This window comes from Enterococcus sp. DIV0806c (assembly GCF_051710905.1).
In the GTDB taxonomy this organism is placed as follows: Bacteria; Bacillota; Bacilli; order Lactobacillales; family Enterococcaceae; genus Enterococcus_B; species Enterococcus_B mundtii.
Genome location: NZ_JBIOLO010000001.1, coordinates 1,952,897 through 1,972,228 on the forward strand (window position 1 = coordinate 1,952,897; position 19,332 = coordinate 1,972,228).

Sequence of the window (19,332 nt, forward strand, 5' to 3'; positions counted from 1 at the left end):
CTATTACTTGTTCTCATTCCTTATTCCAAAGATAAGAGTCCCTTTATTCTTGGCGGGTGATTGATTCTTGCTTTTACTTTACATCGTAAAGTAATCAAATGCGAATAAGTAGTAGTTATCATCTCAAAACGTTATGTATACACATAATATTTCCTATATAAATAAGGGCTATCCGTCTTATCTGATCTTATTCATCGTTAACTTACAATTGATTATTGTGAGGCAAATCATAAACGAAATCATTTGCCTCACAATAAGGGGATTTTTAGGAAACTAAAGTTAGTCTATACAAAAAAGGGGAGTTTTTTAGTGTACTAACTTCGTTTCTACCATAAAAAAGAACGGTGTAAGCTTTGGTCCATTTGTTAAGCTACTAGAACGATTACATGACTTCACTTTAGTATACGGTCATCTAATATGCTTAGAAACTCTTCTCAGATCCTTTGAGCTAACTATCACCGTCCTCCTCTCTAGCATTTAGGAAAAAATTTCACTTTTTTTCCTAACATTAGTATAACGCGATTAATGTAAAAGTCAATATTTTTGTTAGGAAAAGTTAGGAATAAGCTTTTTTATTAAACAGCTTATTCATACTATTTTCATGGATTGCAGGATTTTAGACACTGAATTAAGGAGTAACTAGCTACCCTATTATTGAAACACTCACAAATTTTAGGAAATGTTTTAGAAAAAGGTTTAGGCGGATTGTTTCCAGACTTGATATTTACCTTATCGATTTTTTTGCAAAAGTTTAAAAACATTAAAAACATAACAATAATCTTCAAAAATTATGGTTTTAATGCTTTATATTGAGTATAATAATTTGAAAGATATCCTTATTTTTTCTCTATTTATTTATTATTTCACGCTATATTTATATATTTGATAGGCAAATCATAATAGCAAGAATCATTTATCTAACTCGTAAATGGTACTAGTTATTTGTTTCTATCATTCAAGAAAACGGAGGAAGGAAAACTGATGAAGAATTATTATTCAGTCAATGAACTTGCAGAGATTCTAGGAGTAACCACTCGTTCTGTACGAAATTATTTACGCGAGGGAAAACTACAGGGGATAAAGGTTGGAGGAAAATGGAAATTTTCAGAAGAAAATCTGTCAGAGTTTCTACAGTTCTCCCTTAAAAATAAACCAAGTTTCGTAGGAACTGACCAACCAATAAATAGTGCAGTAGTCCTAAAATTCTACCTTCAGTACGAAACGTTGGAGTCATTGCACCAATTTAGAGATTGTATGATCAAGTATCATCAAGATGTTTATTCAAATAAAGAAGATCGTTACTTTTTTTATAATGTCTTAGATGACACCTACGCGGAATTTATTATTAGCGGGAATTTTAACTATGTTCAAAGTTTTGGTACTTGGTTCAATGAAGCTGTTTTAAAACGAACGGATATCTCATTGACCGCACCAAAATAAAGCAGTGTAAGACATTTTTGTTAGTTGATGTCTTACATTGCTTTATTTTTTTAAATCAGCACAGTGATCATACTACCCCCGACAATCAAGGCTAACCCGATCAAAGTGTATCTTAATTCTTTTTTGTTCTTCTTTTCGTGCAAAATAACCATACCACCTAATGTTGAGATCACTACGTTCAGTTGCGTGATGATATAGGCAGTAGCTACTCCATTGGCATTAGCTGAAAATATATAAGCAAATGCTGCTAAACTAAAAATGACTCCGACGATCGTTGCTTTCCAACTTTTTCCATCTCCGTACGCTTTTGGTTGCTTCAAGACGACGTAAATAGCTGCTGCTAAGAAAACACCTAACATTTGTGGAAAGAAGATAGCTACACCGTCTGCATTGACTAATTTAGGTAATGCACTGTACACCCAATAACCAATACTCGTAGAAGCAAGAATCGAAATTCCTTTAGTTATCCCACCTTGTTTACTTCCCCCATCAGTTACTGCTGTTAGTGCAGAACCAATCACTAGCAAGACGATCGCTACTCCACCAATCACTTTTCCTGTTGTTCCTGCCCATTCGCCAAAAGCAAAAACACCGATTAGTGACGTTCCAACAAGCTGCATCGCAGTGGAAATAGGCATTGTTTTTGATACGCCGATCAAATTGAACGTGGTGTATTGTCCGATTTGGCCAATGACCCAAAACGCCCCCGATAAAAGACTGATCAAAAATGTAGTAATCGAAATACCACCGGGTGACATGAACAATTGAACAACTAGACCAACGAGTAATGCGCCAATACCCGTACCTAATATTTCATTAGTGGGACGCCCACCGATTTTTTTCAAAACCAGTGGTTGAATCCCCCAGCCAATCGCTGGTATTAATGCAATTAAGATTCCCATCAATCAATACCTATCCTTTCCCACCTTGAAATGAAGGATAAAGCGTCATACCACCGTCTACAAACAACGTAATACCTGTAACGTAGCTTGATTCATCTGAAGCCAACCAAGCAGCTGCAGCGGCAACTTCACTTGGTTTTCCGATCCGTTCCATCGGGATCATACTTTCTGTTGTCGCTTTTTGTTCTGGATCATCAAACTTTTCGGCATTGATCGGTGTTTTGATCGCTCCTGGTCCGATACTATTGATACGTATTCCTTCAGGCGCATACTCCATCGCAACACTTTGAGTGAATAGTTTTACCCCACCTTTTGAAGCGGCATAATGTGAGAAAGTCGGCCATGGGATTTGTTCATGGACAGAGGAAAGATTGATAATACTTCCTTTTACTTTGTGTTTTTTGAAATAATTGATCGCGGCTTTTGTTCCTAAGAACACGCCAGTAAGGTTGACTTGCATCACAGTTTCCCATTCTTCCAAGCTTAATTCGTGTGTAGGTTTTTGGTTCTCAGTGCCAGCATTGTTGACCCAAACATCCAACTGACCATAGGCTTCTATAGCTTGATCAATCAAAGTCTGCACGCCTTCTTCTGTTCCCACATCCGCTTTGACAGCTAATGCTTGGCCCCCAGCTTCTTCAATCGCTTTAACTGCTTCTTCGGCTCCCTCAGCATCCGAATGGTAATTTACGACTACTTTCATCTTCTCTTCTCCAAAACGCTGAGAAATGGCTGTACCGATCCCTTTGGACCCACCAGTCACTACAGCTACTTTCTGTTCTAATTCTTTATACATAGAAGACACCCTTTCTTTTATCACATTAATAACAGATATTTTAAAACATTCGTTATTAGCTATAAAGACAGTGTACACTACGCAGTGTAGGTGAAAGCAAATCATACGCACTAAAAAATTCTTTCCAAAAAAAGAAAGCCCTTCAGTTATCCTGATTGGGCTTCTTCCTTATTCTCGAATACTACATTTGCTTATTCAACATGTTCAAAAAAATCAGCAGTTACTTGTTCGTCTGCTTTTAATTGCTCGATCAAAGCTTCTGCTCCATCAAACTTCACTTGATCTCGGATAAACTCGTGCCAACGAATGTAGACATGTTCACCATAGATATCTTGATCAAAATCTAGAATATACAGTTCGACTGTCAATTCACGTCCATCGCCAAATGTATCATTATGCCCGATTGATCCCATCGCTGGGTACCACGTCTCACCGATTTTGATTTCACAAACATAGACCCCCACTTTTGGTAAATGAACGGTGCTTTTAACTTTGACATTGGCTGTCGGGAATCCTAATAAGCGACCACGTGCGTCCCCGTGGATGACCACACCGTCGATTTCATAAATATATCCTAGCAAATGGGCCACACTCGCGACATCCCCAGCATCCAAGTCTTGACGAATCCGTGAAGAACTGATTTTTTCCCCTTCTTGTTGCTCTTTTGGTACAGTGACTACTTCAAAACGACCTTTTGCATAACCAGGGAGATGAGGGACATCCGCAATTTCTTTTGGACCATACGTATAGTCAAAGCCAGAAACAGCATACTTAGCATTTAGTCCTACAATATATTGATCAACGAAATCTTGAGGGGCTAAGTGGGCAAATGCAGAAGTAAATTCAATTTCGTAAAGATAATCGATACCAAGTTCTGCCATTTTTTCTTCTTTTTGTTCTAACGTAGTCAAGTATTTGACGTTACTTGGATTGATTTTTTTAAAGACGATTGACGGATGTTGATTAAATGTCATCAATGCCAATTTCAGACCCTCTCTTTGAGCAATTTCTCGCCCTGTTTCAATCACTTTCTGATGTCCTAAATGAACTCCGTCAAAGAAACCTAAGATCAATACGACGTCTTCTTTCGGAATTTGAGAAACTTGATAAGGGTGTCTGATTTTGATGATTTCCATTTTTACATTAAACCTCATTTCTTAAAACTTTACTTGGTTTTAACTTATTTTTTTCTTTTGGATTTGGTTGGTAGATACTCACTACTTTTCCTTGATAAAAAAGAGCAATTTCTTCTGATGGCATCTCTGATAAACCAAATACTTGGTAATCTAAACGCATACCATTCTTGACTTTCTGCCAAACTGTATCGTCGATATCGACCTGTTTGAACTTTGTTACACCCGTTTCAATGGGTAATAAATACTCTTCGATCGTACCATTCTCCATATATGATGCTACTTCAGCTAAAGTCATTGCTTGGGATTCATTCATGCCGGCACTCGCTGTTCTCGTCAAATCTGACATATGTGCAGGATAGCCCAACTTACTCCCTGTATCTACAGCCAATGTCCGGACATAGGTACCTTTCCCACATTCGACTTCAAACCGCCACGAAACGGTGCCTGCTTCTTTTGACCAGTGGATTTCACTCGTTCGTTCAAAACGATAGATCTGCGCCTTGCGAACAGGTCGTTCCACTGTTTCATTATTTCGAGCATATTCATATAAACGTCGACCATTGACTTTCACAGCCGAGTACATCGGAGGAATCTGTGTGATCTCACCGACAAAAGCAGCCATTGCTTCATCTATTTGGTCCTCTGTCAACGCTTCGGTTACAGCCCGTTGTTCGACGATTTCTCCTGATTTGTCTTCAGTCGTCGTACTGTAGCCAAGGGTGATTTCTCCTTTGTAGGTCTTCCCCGAATCCGTCAGATATTCAATGACTTTAGTGGCTTTACCAATACAAATTGGAAGAACACCATCTACATCAGGATCTAATGTCCCACCATGTCCGATTTTCTTTGTATGTAAAATTTTTCGTAATTTGAATACACAATCGTGGCTAGTCATGCCGCGTTCTTTCCATAAAGGTAATAAGCCTTCCATCTTTTGTTCTCCATTCTTTTAAGTATTAACTGAATTATTATAACACATCGGATCAATAACTGACGGGATTGATCCTTAAATGTACGATTATTTTGTTTTAGAAACATAAACGTAACAAAAGTTCACACTGTTGTAAATAGAAAGATGGTATTCTTTTTGTAAAGGAGGGAGCACCTATGGAAAATCTTTTCTTTGCACCTTTTGATTGGTTATACGGATGGTTATCTGGTAGATGATCGGATGATTCTTTGATCAGTCAATTCTTATATTTTGCTTTTATGATGAAACATGTTTTCCCCAAAAGCGGACAATTCAGCGATGATCATCTGCTACGAATACAACGAAAAAATTCGAAAATGGCTTCTTCTATTTTTGGATTCTTTCGTTGTATTTCGTTTGGCTCTCTAGTGTCGAATGTAAATATACAAAAAAACAGGGAGGATACAGTTATTGTATCCTCCCTGTCAGATTGTAGACAAAGTACTTATTTATAGTGCTTTGTCTTTTTTTATACGTTAAAATAAAACTATGAATTGGAGGTGTAACCCGATGCTCTCAAAACAAGATATGAGTAAGCGTGCACAGATGGGCTTTTTTGCTCTTGAAGACTTAGTTCCCCAAGACCATTTATTACGACAAATGGATCAGTTTATTGATTTTTCTTTTATTTACGATTTGGTAAAAGATAAATATGATGAAACCCAAGGACGGCCAAGCTTAGATCCCGTTCTTCTAATTAAATTACCGATGATTCAATATTTTTTTGGTATTAAAAGCATGAGACAAACCATCAAAGAAATTGAAGTGAACAACGCTTATCGATGGTTTTTGGGGTTAGGTTTAGAAGATGCAGTTCCTCATTTTTCTACATTTGGTAAAAACTATACGAGACGGTTCAAAGGAACCACTACATTTGAACAAATCTTTTATGAGATTTTAGCACAATGTATGATGGAAGGAATCGTTGATACCTCTGAAGTTTTTATTGATGGGACGCATATTAAAGCACATGCGAATCGAAACAAGAAAGAATCCGTCGAAGTGATGGATCAAGCCTTTTTTTATACGGAAAAATTGACAAAAGAAATTGAAAAAGATCGAGAAAAACGCCTAAAAAAGCCCTTAAAAGAAACAAACGCAGAAACTAAAATAGCTATGAAAAAAACAAGTACGACTGATCCCGAAAGTGGTTGGTTTCATAAAGGTGAGCATAAAGAAGTTTTTGCTTATAGCGCACAAGTAGCATGTGATAAAAACGGCTGGATACTAGGCTATACGACCCACCCAGGAAACTTACATGATAGTCGTACGTTTATTACTTTATTTAAAAAGCTCAAAGGAGCTTTTACTCTAGATAAATTGATTATGGATGCTGGGTATAAAACGCCAGCAATCGCTCAATTACTTCTCGAAGAGAAGCTGACGCCTGTTTTCCCTTATAAGCGACCCATGACGAAAGCGGGTTATTTCAAGAAGAACGACTATGCCTACGATGAATATTATGATTGTTATATCTGTCCTAATGATAAGATCCTCACTTATTCGACAACGAATCGAAAAGGATATTTAGAATACAAAAGTAATCCAGAAGAATGTAAAAATTGTCCTGTTCTATCTACTTGTACAAATTCAAAAAATCATACAAAAGTAATCACCAGACATATTTGGGCGAAAGCAATCGAACGATGTGAGGAAATACGTCACCAAAGAAATTTTAAAGACCTATACAGAAAAAGAAAAGAAACAATTGAACGAATTTTTGGTACAGCAAAAGAATTTCACGGATTACGTTATACGAATCAAATAGGAATTGAAAAAATGCACATGAAAATTGGGCTTACTTTTGCCTGCCTAAATATGAAAAAATTAGTAAAAATCAAAAAAGGCAGAGCAAGAAAGGAGTGTTTTTCTTTAGAAAAACAAAGCTATTTCTCTTTAATTATTGAAAACATACATATAAAAAAGACAAACCTCATTTTTACATAAGGTTTGTCTACAATCTGACAGGGAGGATACAGTTATTGTATCCTCCCTGTTCGACCATTGATACGAACGAGTCAACTCGCTAGAACATTAGTCTTTATTTAAATTACGCAATAATTCATCGATATGATTACCATATACAACTGATTCATCTAGCTCAAACGTCAATTCAGGTGTTTTATAAATGCTCATGTTATGTCCTAATTCACGACGAATCAGTCCACTTGCTTTATTCAACCCTTCTTGCGCTTTTTTCTTATCTGAGGCTAAGTCAGATAAGAGGCTATAATAAATCGTTGCTTGTTGCAGATCACCCGTGACATGCACATCTGTGATCGTTACGTTTTCCACTCGTGGATCACGTACCTTTTTGCGTAAGATATCATTCACTTCTTTTAAAATTTCTTGACCGACTCTGCGGTCACGATAGTTAGCCATAATGAGCGGCCTCCTTTTTTTAAATTAGTCGACTTTGATTTCTTCCATGATAAAGCCTTCGATAACATCGTCTACTTTAAGATCATTGAATTTCTCTACCATTGCTCCACATTCAAAGCCCATTTTCACTTCTTTAACATCGTCTTTGAAGCGTTTCAAGCTTGCTAATTGTCCTTCGAAAATGACGATGCCATCACGAATGACACGCACACCGCTATCACGACGAATGTAACCATCAGTGACAAAGGCACCAGCGATCGTTCCAACTTTTGATACTTTGAAGGTTTCACGGACAGTCATTTGACCCGTGATTTTCTCTTCAAACTCAGGATCTAACATCCCTTTCATCGCAGTTTCAATTTCTTCGATGGCTTTGTAGATGATACGGTGAAGACGGATATCCACTTCTTCTGTATCTGCTTGGATTTTCGCTTGTGGTGTCGGACGAACATTGAAACCAATGATGATCGCATTACTTGCCGCAGCAAGCGTCACATCACTTTCATTGATTGCTCCAACAGCTGAATGGACGATCTTGACACGTACGCCTTCAACGTCGATCTTCTTCAATGAAGCAGCTAGTGCTTCTGCTGAACCTTGTACGTCAGCCTTGATGATGACATTGACTTCTTTTAATTCGCCTTCTTTTAAGCTTTCAAACAAGTTGTCTAATGTCACACGACTAGTTGCTGCACGTTGTTCTAACATCGCACGTTTGCCACGTTCTTCACCCGCCGCACGAGCTGTCTTCTCGTCTTCAAAGACAACAAAACGATCGCCTGCTTGAGGTACATCATTCAATCCTGTGATTTCAACTGGTGTTGCTGGTCCAGCTGTTTTTTCACGGCGTCCTAAGTCGTTGACCATTACACGGACACGACCGTATGTGTTTCCGACAACGATTGGGTCTCCAACATTCAATGAACCTTGTTGAACAAGTAATGTTGTCACAGGACCTTTTCCTTTGTCTAATCGTGCTTCAATCACTGTACCGATCGCACGTTGTGTTGGATCAGCTTTCAAGTCTTCCACTTCAGCGACTAAAAGAATCATTTCTAATAGTTCTTCGATGTTTTGGCCGAATTTTGCTGAGATTTCTACAAAAATCGTTTCGCCACCCCATGCTTCAGGAATCAATTCATATTCACTTAATTCTTGCATCACATGTTGTGGGTTTGCACCTGGTTTATCGATTTTGTTGACTGCAACGATGATTGGTACACCAGCTGCTTTCGCATGGTTGATCGCTTCTACAGTCTGTGGCATTACGCCATCATCGGCGGCAACAACTAAAATCGTGATATCAGTGATACTTGCACCACGCGCACGCATACTTGTAAAGGCCGCATGTCCTGGTGTATCCAAGAATGTGATTGGTTTGCCATCAATATCGATTTGATACGCACCGATATGCTGTGTGATACCACCGGCTTCTCCGCTTGTTACGCGAGAATGACGTAAGGTATCGAGTAAAGTTGTTTTCCCATGGTCAACGTGTCCCATGATCGTAACAACTGGTGGACGTGAGACTAATTTTTCTGGGTTCACTTCATCCGCTTCAAAGAATTTGTCAATATCCGCAATATCTACTTGGATTTTTTCTTGTGGCTCCATACCGTAGTCTGTTGCTAACAATTCGATCGTATCTTTATCTAATGCTTGGTTTTGATTGACCATCACGCCTAGCATAAATAATTTTTTAATGATCTCTGCTGGTTCGCGGTGGATTTTTTTCGCGATATCTGCAACATTCATACCTTCTGTATACTCTAATACTTCAGGTAACTCACGGAATTTACGTGGTGGGACTGCTGGCTTGTTTGACGTTTGTTGTTTGCCTTTTTTCCCTTTTTTGTTGAAACGATTGCGGTTGTTATTGTTGAATTTACCGCGATTGTTATTATTGTTTCTATTTTGGCCGCCGCCTTGGTTCGTTCCTTGACGGTTTTGGTTACTGCCCTGAGTGTTTCCTTGGGCAGTTCCCTGACGGTTTTGGTTGCTTCCTTGGCTGTTTCCTTGGGTAGTTCCCTGACGGTTTTGGTTGCTTCCTTGGTTGTTACCTTGGGTAGTTCCCTGACGGTTTTGGTTGCTTCCTTGGTTGTTACCTTGGGTAGTTCCCTGACGGTTTTGGTTGCTTCCTTGGTTATTACCTTGGCGATTTTGATTATTGTTTTGAGTAGTTCCTTGACGGTTTTGATTGTTTCCACCTGTCTGATTACTCTTATTCTGATTTGTTGATTGGTTTTTTCCTTGATTCACTTGACCGCTCCCTTGACCGCGATCTTGATAGTTGCGGTTACTTTTATTTTTTTGTTGGTTCGATGGTTCGTTTGTTTTCTTTTGGTTACTTGGCTGTTGTCCGGCTGGTTTTTGGTTTGCTTTTTGTACTGGTTGCTTTTTCTGCTGTGGTTGGTTGAACGCTTGTTGCAGTTTCTTTTCATCTTGTGTGCTGACCGCACCCATGTGATTTTTCACATCGATTCCAAGTTTCTGCGCTTTATCAACGACCTCTTTACTAGACTTGTTCCATTCTTTCGCTAGTTCATAAATTCGTTTATTGCCCATGCAATCACCTTCCTAACCTTCAATTAGCTCCTTGACCTTTTTTGCAAAGCCGGTGTCCGTGATTCCTATCACTTTCCGAGGTTTACCGATCATCTGCGTGATTTCTTCCTCAGAAAACAGCTCAAAGCAAGGAACTTCGTAGTACGAACTCTTATCTTTGATTTTTTTTCTGGTATTCTCACTGGCATCACTTGCGACGAAAACGATCTTGGCTTTTTGGCGACGGATGTCTCCGATCGTCAATTCTTCACCTGTGATCATTTTCCCTGCACGCATCGCTAGACCAATAAGATTCATGGCTTTTTGCCGATTCATTCCATTCATTCGCCAAATAGCTCTTTTCGGGCTTTTTGGTGAGTGACGTAATCTAATAGTTCTTGATAAAATTCATCTGTTAGCTTAGCTTCAAGTACACGATCCAAGAGATGTTTATCCCAAGCTTGTTGTACTTCCTCCGGCTCAAGTGAGACATACGCTCCTCGTCCAGGCATTTTTCCAGTAGGATCGATCGATACCACACCTTCTTTTGAACGTGTGACACGAATCATCTCTTTTTTTGGTTTCATTTCACCTGAAACCACAGATTTGCGTAAAGGGATCTTCCTTTGTTTCATCTCTTTGCCTCCTTCACTAGCAGTTAAATTTCTTCTTGTTCAGTTACTTCGGTTGTTTCGTCTTCAAATGCGATTGTTTGATATTCATCATCTGTCAAATCTGATTGGATGATTGCTTCATCGTGTAATTCTTCAGAGATCGCTGCTTCTGCCTGAGCTTTTTTCTCATAGAATTCAGTCATGTCTGACTCTGATTTGATGTCGATTTTGTGGTTCGTCAATTTGGCTGCTAGACGCGCATTTTGTCCGCGTTTACCGATTGCCAATGACAATTGATAATCCGGCACAACGACCGTACAAGCTTTTGGATTTTGTTCGTCAAAAATGACATCCACGACTTGTGAAGGATTCAATGCGTTCGCAATGAACACCGCAGGATCTTCATCCCACTCGACGATATCCATGTTTTCGCCCTTCAATTCATTCACGATTGCTTGGACACGTTGGCCTTTAGGACCGACACATGTGCCGACAGCATCGATATTCGGATCAGTTGAGCGAACAGCCACTTTTGAACGATCGCCTGCTTCTCTAGCAACGCTGACGATTTCAACAAGTCCATCATAAACTTCTGGTACTTCTTGTTCGAACAAGCGACGCAAAAGATCAGGATGACTACGGCTAACAAAGACTTGAGGGCCTTTTGATGTATTCTCAACACGTGATACATATACTTTGATACGATCATGTGGTTGATAAAATTCATTTGGCATTTGGTCTTGTTTTGATAGGACTGCTTCGATTTTACCTAAATTGACATAGATATAACGTTTGTCTTGACGTTCAACGATCCCTTGCATAATGTCTTTTTCATACGCACTGAATTCGTTATAGATGATTGTGCGTTCTGCTTCACGTACACGTTGCAAGATGACTTGCTTCGCTGTTTGGGCAGCGATACGGCCAAAATCTTTTGGTGTGACTTCAAAACGGATCTTGTCACCGATCTCGTAAGCAGGATTGATCAACAAGGCGTCTTTCAAAGATACTTCTAATTGTGAGTCCATCACTTCTTCGGTGACTTCTTTCACTGCATAGACATGGATCTTGCCTTTTTTTTGTTCAAATTCTACTTCTACGTTTTGTGCTTGCCCATAATGGCGTTTGTATGCAGAAACTAACGCAGCTTCTAAAGCGTCGATCACGATTTCTTTTGAGATTCCTTTTTCAGCCTCTAAAGCATCTAACGCGTTCAACATTTCTTTACTCATTCTTCTGTTTCCTCTCCGTGATTAAAATTGGATTGCTAAGCGAGCTTTGGCAATATTCTTACGGTCAAAAACAATTTCTTTTTCCCGTGTCTTTATGCGTATCTTCAATGTAAGCTGTTCAGCATCAAATGATTGGAGAAAACCTTCGTATTGTTTTTCTCCGTCAACTGGTTGATATAAAGACACATGGATATACTCTCCTCGTGCTTTTTCATAATCTGCCTCTTTTTTCAAAGGGCGTTCTGCGCCTGGAGATGATACCTCTAGGAAATATGCTTGTGGTATCGGGTCTGGCTCTGTCGTATCAAGTTTCTCACTTAATTTTTCACTGACAAATGCGCATTCTTCAATGTCGATTCCGCCTTCTTTATCTATAAACACCCGTAAAAACCAGCTTTTTCCTTCTTTGACAAATTCTACTTCTACTAGCTCAAACTTTTGTTCATCTAAGATCGGTGTCACCATTTCTGTGACTGTTTCAACGACGCTACTCAAAGATTTCGCCTCCTTAAAATTAGATCCGTAATTCCATTAAAAAGAGTGAGCGAAAATTCCGCTCACTCACAGTTAGTATCATTACCTTAAATAACTATAACATAAATCACTCTAAATGACAAGCCATATCATTAGAACCAACTGGCAACCAGCTTTACTAATCTTTGCTTTCATTTTGATTCATTTTCATTTCTCACGTTGACTTTTATAACATATCAAATAACGATAATTGATTTTCATCAGGTAAATCTTTCAAGACACCATTTTCTGTCATATACTCGATCAATGTCTTCGAGACTTTCCCACGAGTTGCCAAGTCTTCTTTGGATAAGAAAGGACCATCTTTTCTCGCTTCGACGATTTGTTTCGCTACGTTGGCCCCTAAACTTGGTACCGCGCGGAATGGCGCAATCAGCGTGTCTCCTTCGATCACAAAGTTTACTGCATCGGATTTGTATAAATCGATCATTCCGAATTTCAAGCCACGTTCTAGCATCTCATTGGCTAACTCTAAAACTGTCAACTGATTCTTTTCTTTTACAGAAGCATCTAAGCCTTTATCCGTGATTTCCTTCATCGCCTCTTTCACTGCTTCTTTTCCTTTGCACATAGCGACAAGATTAAAGTCATCTGCACGAACGGAAAAATAGGCACAGTAATACAATATCGGAAAATAAACTTTGAAATAAGCAACCCGTAACGCCATCAAGACATAAGCAGCCGCATGGGCTTTTGGGAACATGTATTTGATTTTCGAACAAGAATCGATGTACCAGTCAGGTACGTTATTTTCTTTCATTGCGGTCAAATACGTTTCACGTAATTCGTCAGGGATCTTATTCCATAATCCTTTACGCACCGTCTCCATGATTTTGAACGCCATGCCACTATCTAAGCCAGCATGGATCAAATAAACCATGATATCGTCACGACAGCCGATTACTTCAGCCAGCGTCGCATCCCCACGTTTGATCAATTCCTCTGCGTTCCCTAACCAAACATCCGTACCATGAGAAAGACCAGAGATCTGCAATAATTCCGCAAAAGTCGTTGGGTGTGTTTCCTCTAGCATCCCACGAACGAAACGTGTCCCAAATTCCGGTATCCCTAATGTTCCTGTTTTAGAATAAATCTGTTCTTGTGTGACACCCAAGACTTCGGGTCCAGAAAAGATCCGCATCACTTCCGGATCATCGGTTGGGATCGTTTGTGGATCAATCCCAGATAAATCTTGCAACATCCGGATCACCGTTGGATCATCGTGTCCCAGGATATCAAGTTTCAAGACATTGTCATGGATCGAGTGGAAATCAAAGTGGGTCGTTTTCCATTCTGAATTCTGATCGTCTGCCGGATATTGGATCGGCGTGAAGTCATATACATCCATATAATCGGGGATAACAATGATCCCCCCTGGATGCTGTCCAGTCGTTCGTTTGACCCCAGTAGCACCTTTGGCTAAGCGGTCCACTTCGGCACTTCGGTAATGCAAATTGTGATCACGTTCAAACCCTTTAACGAATCCATACGCCGTCTTATCCGCAACAGTACCGATCGTTCCCGCACGATAGACATATTCTTCACCAAACAATACTTTCGTATAATGATGGGCTTCTGCTTGATAATCCCCTGAGAAGTTCAAATCGATATCGGGTACTTTATCGCCATGGAAACCTAAGAATGTTTCAAACGGAATATCATGCCCATCTTTATTTAAACGAGTGCCGCATTTTGGACATTTTTTCTCAGGCATATCAAATCCTGAACCGTAAGTTCCATCTTCATAAAATTCCGAATACTGACAATCTGGGCAATAGTAATGGGGTGCCAATGGATTGACCTCTGTGATCCCGGTCATGGTTGCGACGAAACTAGAACCAACCGAGCCACGAGAACCAACTAAATAGCCATCTTCATTACTTTTATGCACTAACTTTTGTGAAATCAAATAAATCACTGAGAAGCCATTACCATTGATCGAATCCAGTTCTTTTTTCAGACGCTTTTCTACGATATCCGGTAATGGATCACCATACATTTGTTTTGCCTTCGTATAACTTAGATCTGTGATTTCATCTTCCGAACCAGGGATTTTAGGCGTATATAATTCATCTTTAACTGGCACGACTTCTTCACAGATATCTGCAATCTTATTGGTATTTTCAACTACGATTTCTTTTGCTAAATCTGTCCCTAAGAAGGTGAAAGCAGTCAGCATCTCATCCGTTGTTCTGAAATGTACTTCAGGCAGACTGTGACGATTCAATGGATTGGCTCCTCCCATCGAATTGACCAAGATTTTACGATAGATCGCATCTTCTTCATTCAGATAGTGGACATTTCCTGTCGCTACAACGATTTTATCTAATGATTTGCCGATTTCTACTAAGTTACGAATGATTTCTTCTAAATCATGTTCATTTTTGACAAGCTCTTGCTCCAGGAGTGGTGCATAGACAGCTTTAGGCATGACTTCGATATAGTCATAAAATTTCGCCCGGTTACGTGCTTCTTCTACCCCTTTTTGCATCATGGCTTCAAAAATCTCACCCTTGTCACAGGCAGAACCAACTAACAGATCTTGTCGAAATTTTTTCAGCTGTGATCGGGGGATTCGTGGCACGCGTTCAAAATAATCGACGTTGGACATCGAAATCAATTTGAACAGGTCTTTTAATCCAGCTTGGTTTTTAGCCAGTAATGTGACATGGAAAGGTCGCGCCCGTTTGTAAGAATCACCCTCACCTACATGGGCATTCAACTGATCGTGATAATACATTTCGTGGTTTTCCATCGCTTCTTTGATAAATATCCAAGCCAGATGTCCGGTTGCTTCCGCATCATAAATCGCGCGGTGATGCTGTTCCAAGCTAACACCGAATTTTTTGGATAGGACACCTAAACCAAACCGTTTGAATTGTGGATATAAATAACGAGCTAATTCTAAGGTATCGATGACTGGATTGGCTGCTTCAGGGATATTGTATTTGGCATAACTTGTATTCAAAAATCCCATATCGAATGCCGCATTATGGGCAACTAGGATCGCATCTTTTGAGAATTCCAAGAATAAGCGTAAAACTTCTTCCTCAGATTTTGAACCGCGAACCATTTCATCCGTGATCCCTGTTAAATCAATGGTTGTTCGTGATAAGGGATGTCCAGGATCGATAAATTCATCAAAACTTTCGATGACATTTCCTTTGTACATCTTAACAGCAGCTAACTCGATGATCGTATCATAAACAGCAGACAAACCTGTTGTCTCCACGTCAAACACGACATAAGTGGATTCACTCAATGAATCATGGGCGTCATTATACGCAATCGGCACTCCATCATCGACCACATTCGCTTCGACACCATACAAGATCTTCACACCAGCTTTTTTCCCTGCACTATGTGCCTCTGGAAATGCTTGTGCACCGCCATGGTCAGTGATTGCAATTGCTTTATGTCCCCACTTACCTGCTTGTGCCACAAGATCTGCAATATTGTTCGTCGCATCCATGGTACTCATATTACTATGAAGATGTAATTCGACACGCTTTTCCCCTTCAGGAGAATAATCTTTACGTGGTGCATGTTTGACTTCTAAAATGTCTTGGGCATTCATCACTAGGTCACGAACAAAGGTGTCTTCTTGGACACTCCCACGAACTTTCAACCAACTACCCGTACTGATTGCTTCAAAGATTTGTTCATCTTTTTCATTATTTGAAAACTTTTTGACGATAAATGAAGAAGTGTAATCTGTGATCTTCAATGTCAAAATCTTACGTTTTGAACGAAGCTCGCGTACTTCTTTGTCGAACACGTAACCTTCGATCGTTACCCGGCGTTCCTCTTCCAAGATATTGATCATCGGTGTGATAGGCTCATCATTCGGGATATTTCTACCTAGTTGGATCGGCCCGTCAAGCGCTGGTAATTGCTCTTTGCGCTCTTTTTTCTTTTGTTCATGAACAATCAAGCTTTCAGCCGCTTGTTTCATAAACGCCTCAGCCTGTTCTTGTCGTCTTTCTTCAAAAAGCTTTAGGACTCTTTCTGCTTGTTGCTCATCAACTTCTGGTTCGATCCGAAACTTAGGAAAGCCGTAACTAACAAATAACTGTTCTACTAATGGCAGATATTGTTGTTTAAGATAGCCGATCGCTCCCTCACCATCAACAGGCAAAATCACCTTATGATCTTTGATCGTTGGCACTTGCGTCTTTAATACCTTTTGTACTAAAGGCGTATCGCATTGCTGACTCTCCAGTGCTTGCGACCAATAATCCTGTAAGAGTTGTTCATCAAATGTTTGATCCGCTGCTTGAACTGTGATTTTCACCTCAGCAATTTCTTTGAATGCAAGTATGACATGTTGCACCAACGAGCGATAAAGCATCACAGGCAAAATAGCTGGAAAACGTAACGTAAACTCCCACAAACGAGATTTACGATGGACCACCACCTGTTCCATTTCACCAGCAGAAATAAGCGGATGCGCTTTTTCTGTTTCTTCTAATTGGATCTGCTCCAATAATTTCTCAAATAACTCTCGTTTTTCTGACAAAAATATACGCCCTTTCTGTCAAGACCAGAAATCATTCCATTTCCGACCCTTACTTTTCAATACTATCTAGTATAACCCTTTTTAGGGAAATTTTCATTAAGGTTGTGAAAGAAGCGGTCAGCACTGAGTAATAAGACAAGAAAATCGAAAATGGCTTTTTCATTTTTGATTTTTTTGGCTTATTATTGAAGTGTTGCTTCTTGAACACCGTTTATCAAGGTTGTGAGAAAGCCGGTTAGCTCCGAGTATTAAGGCAGAAATTGAGAAAATAGCTTCTCATATTTTTTGATTTTCCAGCTTAATGTTGAAGGTTAGCTTTTCGAACACCGTTTATCAGGTTGTGAAAGAAGCGGTCAGCACTGAGTAATAAGACAGAAAAATCGAAAATGGCTTTTTCATTTTTGATTTTTTGCCTTATTATTGAAGTGTTGCTTCTTGAACAACCTCTATCCCAATCACCAAAGGAAATGAAAAAGTCGCTTCCGTCTTTTAAAAGACTGATACGACTTTTCCACTCTTATTTATTCGCCTTGATTCAATAAAATCGGTAATGTATTTACAAGTTCTTCTTTCCGAACTTCGACCATTTCACCTGTTTTTTTGATTTTCACTTCGACGATGCCATCTACTGCTTTTTTACCGACGGTGATACGGATTGGACATCCGATCAAATCAGAATCAGCAAACTTAACACCTGCACGCTCATTGCGATCATCAACAAGTACTTGATAACCGGCTTCGTTCATTGCTTTTTCCACTTCATTCGTCAAGTTCGTTTGGAACTCATCTTTTAAGTTCATTTGTACGACATGCAAATCAAATGGTGCAATGCCTTTTGGCCAGTGAATACCGTTTTCGTCTGCATTTTGTTCAACGATTGCTGAAAGTAGACGGCTCACACCGATACCATAACAACCCATGATCACGTGTTTTTCACGACCATTTTCATCAAGAACAGTAGCACCCATTGATTCACTGTAACGTGTCCCTAGTTTGAAGATATGACCGATCTCGATTCCTCGAGTGAAGGCTAATACGCCATTATTATCTGGCGAAGGATCGCCTTCTTGGACAAAGCGTAAGTCTTCATATGCTAGAACATTGAAATCACGTTCTGGATTGACATTGATATAATGGTAGCCAGTTTCATTCGCTCCCGCAATCGCGTTTGCCAGATCTTGAACATGACGATCCGCATAGACTTTGACCTCTTCAGCTACACCGATTGGTCCAACTGATCCAAAATCAGCGCCTAAATAGTTTTTCGCTTCTTCTTCTGTTGCTTCTTCTAAGAAATCTGCACCTAAGAAGTTTTTCAATTTCACATCATTGACTTCATGATCGCCGCGAACTAAAACTAAAACAGGTTGCTCATCTGCTGTGAAAAGTACAGATTTGATGATTTTTTGTGGTTGAACGTCAAAGAAAGCTGCAACCTCTTCGATGGTTTTCACATCTGGTGTTTCTTTCTTTTCCATTTCCAATTGTGTTTCATGGGATTTTTTTGGCACATAGTAGCTCGTCGCCATCTCTAAATTTGCTGCATAGTCACTTTCTGTTGAATAACAAATCGTGTCTTCACCAATTTCTGAGATTGCCATAAATTCTTTTGAGTCTTTTCCGCCCATCGCGCCACCGTCACCGATGATTGCACGGAACTCTAGACCACAACGCTTAAAGATCTCTGTATAAGCTTTTTCGTAATCTTTGTATGTTTCATCCAAACTCTCTTGAGAAGCATGGAAAGAATACGCATCTTTCATGATAAATTCGCGTCCACGTAATAGTCCAAAACGAGGACGTTTTTCATCACGGTATTTTGCTTGGATCTGATAAAGATTCAAAGGTAATTTTTTGTATGAATTGACTTCATCACGGATCAATTCTGTAAATGTTTCTTCATGTGTTGGTCCTAAGATCATCTGACGATCGTTGCGATCATTCAAGCGATACAAGTTGGGACCGTATGTTTCATAACGACCAGATTCTTGCCATAACTCAGCAGGTAAAATCGCTGGCATCAACATTTCTACTGCGCCGATTTTTTCAAATTCTTCGCGCATGATCGTTTTTAATTTTTCTAATACACGATTTGCAAGTGGTAAATAAGAATAGATTCCAGCCGAAACCTGACGAATGTAACCGGCACGTAGTAAGATTTGATGACTTAATACTTCCGCATCATTTGGAACTTCTCTTAATGTTGGAATCAACATTTTTGATTGTCTCATTATATAAACTCCTTTATTCCTCAAATAATCTA

The 19,332-nt window shown here is 39.5% G+C and carries 14 protein-coding genes; 2 read left to right on the top strand and 12 right to left on the bottom strand.

Going from position 1 to position 19,332, the window contains the following annotated elements; genetic code table 11:
- Positions 1-981 precede the first annotated feature (981 nt).
- Complete coding sequence (locus tag IGK77_RS09160) at positions 982-1,440, top strand: helix-turn-helix domain-containing protein (protein ID WP_071866234.1); 459 nt, start codon at positions 982-984, stop codon at positions 1,438-1,440.
- A gap of 50 nt (positions 1,441-1,490) precedes the next feature.
- On the opposite strand, the gene IGK77_RS09165 is transcribed toward IGK77_RS09160, so the two are convergent.
- The 4 genes from IGK77_RS09165 to truB form a co-directional block, all read right to left on the bottom strand.
- Positions 1,491-2,342, bottom strand: a complete 852-nt coding sequence (locus tag IGK77_RS09165; RefSeq protein ID WP_074801501.1) for a GRP family sugar transporter — start codon at positions 2,340-2,342, stop codon at positions 1,491-1,493.
- A 10-nt stretch (positions 2,343-2,352) separates the two neighbouring features.
- Positions 2,353-3,138, bottom strand: coding sequence for a glucose-1-dehydrogenase (locus tag IGK77_RS09170; RefSeq protein WP_074801500.1), 786 nt, complete (start codon positions 3,136-3,138; stop codon positions 2,353-2,355).
- A 191-nt stretch (positions 3,139-3,329) separates the two neighbouring features.
- Positions 3,330-4,274 (bottom strand): riboflavin biosynthesis protein RibF, encoded by a 945-nt coding sequence (gene ribF, locus IGK77_RS09175; RefSeq protein WP_065097010.1) that lies wholly within the window; start codon positions 4,272-4,274, stop codon positions 3,330-3,332.
- Between the two features lie 7 nt (positions 4,275-4,281).
- Entirely contained in the window at positions 4,282-5,205 is a 924-nt protein-coding gene (gene truB, locus IGK77_RS09180; RefSeq protein WP_074801499.1) for a tRNA pseudouridine(55) synthase TruB, read from the bottom strand.
- Positions 5,206-5,754: 549 nt separating this feature from the next.
- On the opposite strand from truB, the gene IGK77_RS09185 reads away from it, so the two are divergent.
- Positions 5,755-7,191 carry an IS1182 family transposase gene (locus IGK77_RS09185; protein ID WP_086334391.1) on the top strand — a complete coding sequence of 479 codons (1,437 nt, stop codon included), beginning with the start codon at positions 5,755-5,757 and terminating at the stop codon, positions 7,189-7,191.
- A gap of 87 nt (positions 7,192-7,278) precedes the next feature.
- Here the strand turns inward: IGK77_RS09185 and rbfA are convergent, their stop codons facing one another.
- The 8 genes from rbfA to IGK77_RS09225 form a co-directional block, all read right to left on the bottom strand.
- Positions 7,279-7,626, bottom strand: a complete 348-nt coding sequence (gene rbfA / locus IGK77_RS09190; protein ID WP_010735198.1) for a 30S ribosome-binding factor RbfA — start codon at positions 7,624-7,626, stop codon at positions 7,279-7,281.
- Positions 7,627-7,650: 24 nt separating this feature from the next.
- Positions 7,651-10,191, bottom strand: coding sequence for a translation initiation factor IF-2 (gene infB, locus IGK77_RS09195; protein WP_074801815.1), 2,541 nt, complete (start codon positions 10,189-10,191; stop codon positions 7,651-7,653).
- A 12-nt stretch (positions 10,192-10,203) separates the two neighbouring features.
- Positions 10,204-10,515, bottom strand: a complete 312-nt coding sequence (locus IGK77_RS09200; protein ID WP_010735196.1) for a YlxQ-related RNA-binding protein — start codon at positions 10,513-10,515, stop codon at positions 10,204-10,206.
- The gene (gene rnpM / locus IGK77_RS09205; protein WP_010735195.1) at positions 10,512-10,805 is read right to left on the bottom strand and encodes an RNase P modulator RnpM; all 294 of its coding nucleotides are present in this window, start codon (positions 10,803-10,805) and stop codon (positions 10,512-10,514) included. The genes IGK77_RS09200 and rnpM overlap by 4 nt, the downstream gene beginning before the upstream one ends.
- A gap of 23 nt (positions 10,806-10,828) precedes the next feature.
- Positions 10,829-12,016 (bottom strand): transcription termination factor NusA, encoded by a 1,188-nt coding sequence (gene nusA / locus IGK77_RS09210; RefSeq protein ID WP_019723218.1) that lies wholly within the window; start codon positions 12,014-12,016, stop codon positions 10,829-10,831.
- A gap of 21 nt (positions 12,017-12,037) precedes the next feature.
- A complete protein-coding gene (rimP, locus tag IGK77_RS09215) occupies positions 12,038-12,511 on the bottom strand; it encodes a ribosome maturation factor RimP (protein ID WP_010735193.1) in 474 nt (157 codons plus the stop codon).
- 205 nt (positions 12,512-12,716) lie between these two features.
- The gene (locus tag IGK77_RS09220) at positions 12,717-17,069 is read right to left on the bottom strand and encodes a PolC-type DNA polymerase III (protein WP_065096790.1); all 4,353 of its coding nucleotides are present in this window, start codon (positions 17,067-17,069) and stop codon (positions 12,717-12,719) included.
- Positions 17,070-17,590: 521 nt separating this feature from the next.
- A complete protein-coding gene (locus IGK77_RS09225; RefSeq protein ID WP_010735191.1) occupies positions 17,591-19,300 on the bottom strand; it encodes a proline--tRNA ligase in 1,710 nt (569 codons plus the stop codon).
- Between the last annotated feature and the right edge of the window lie 32 nt (positions 19,301-19,332).

Coding starts and splice junctions, on each gene's coding strand:
- truB (WP_074801499.1), bottom strand. CDS start 5,205: ATGGAAGGCTTATTACCTTTATGGAAAGAACGCGGCATGACTAGCCAC.
- IGK77_RS09160 (WP_071866234.1), top strand. CDS start 982: ATGAAGAATTATTATTCAGTCAATGAACTTGCAGAGATTCTAGGAGTA.
- IGK77_RS09225 (WP_010735191.1), bottom strand. CDS start 19,300: ATGAGACAATCAAAAATGTTGATTCCAACATTAAGAGAAGTTCCAAAT.
- IGK77_RS09185 (WP_086334391.1), top strand. CDS start 5,755: ATGCTCTCAAAACAAGATATGAGTAAGCGTGCACAGATGGGCTTTTTT.
- IGK77_RS09170 (WP_074801500.1), bottom strand. CDS start 3,138: ATGTATAAAGAATTAGAACAGAAAGTAGCTGTAGTGACTGGTGGGTCC.
- rbfA (WP_010735198.1), bottom strand. CDS start 7,626: ATGGCTAACTATCGTGACCGCAGAGTCGGTCAAGAAATTTTAAAAGAA.
- IGK77_RS09200 (WP_010735196.1), bottom strand. CDS start 10,515: ATGAATGGAATGAATCGGCAAAAAGCCATGAATCTTATTGGTCTAGCG.
- rnpM (WP_010735195.1), bottom strand. CDS start 10,805: ATGAAACAAAGGAAGATCCCTTTACGCAAATCTGTGGTTTCAGGTGAA.
- nusA (WP_019723218.1), bottom strand. CDS start 12,016: ATGAGTAAAGAAATGTTGAACGCGTTAGATGCTTTAGAGGCTGAAAAA.
- IGK77_RS09165 (WP_074801501.1), bottom strand. CDS start 2,342: ATGGGAATCTTAATTGCATTAATACCAGCGATTGGCTGGGGGATTCAA.
- infB (WP_074801815.1), bottom strand. CDS start 10,191: ATGGGCAATAAACGAATTTATGAACTAGCGAAAGAATGGAACAAGTCT.
- ribF (WP_065097010.1), bottom strand. CDS start 4,274: ATGGAAATCATCAAAATCAGACACCCTTATCAAGTTTCTCAAATTCCG.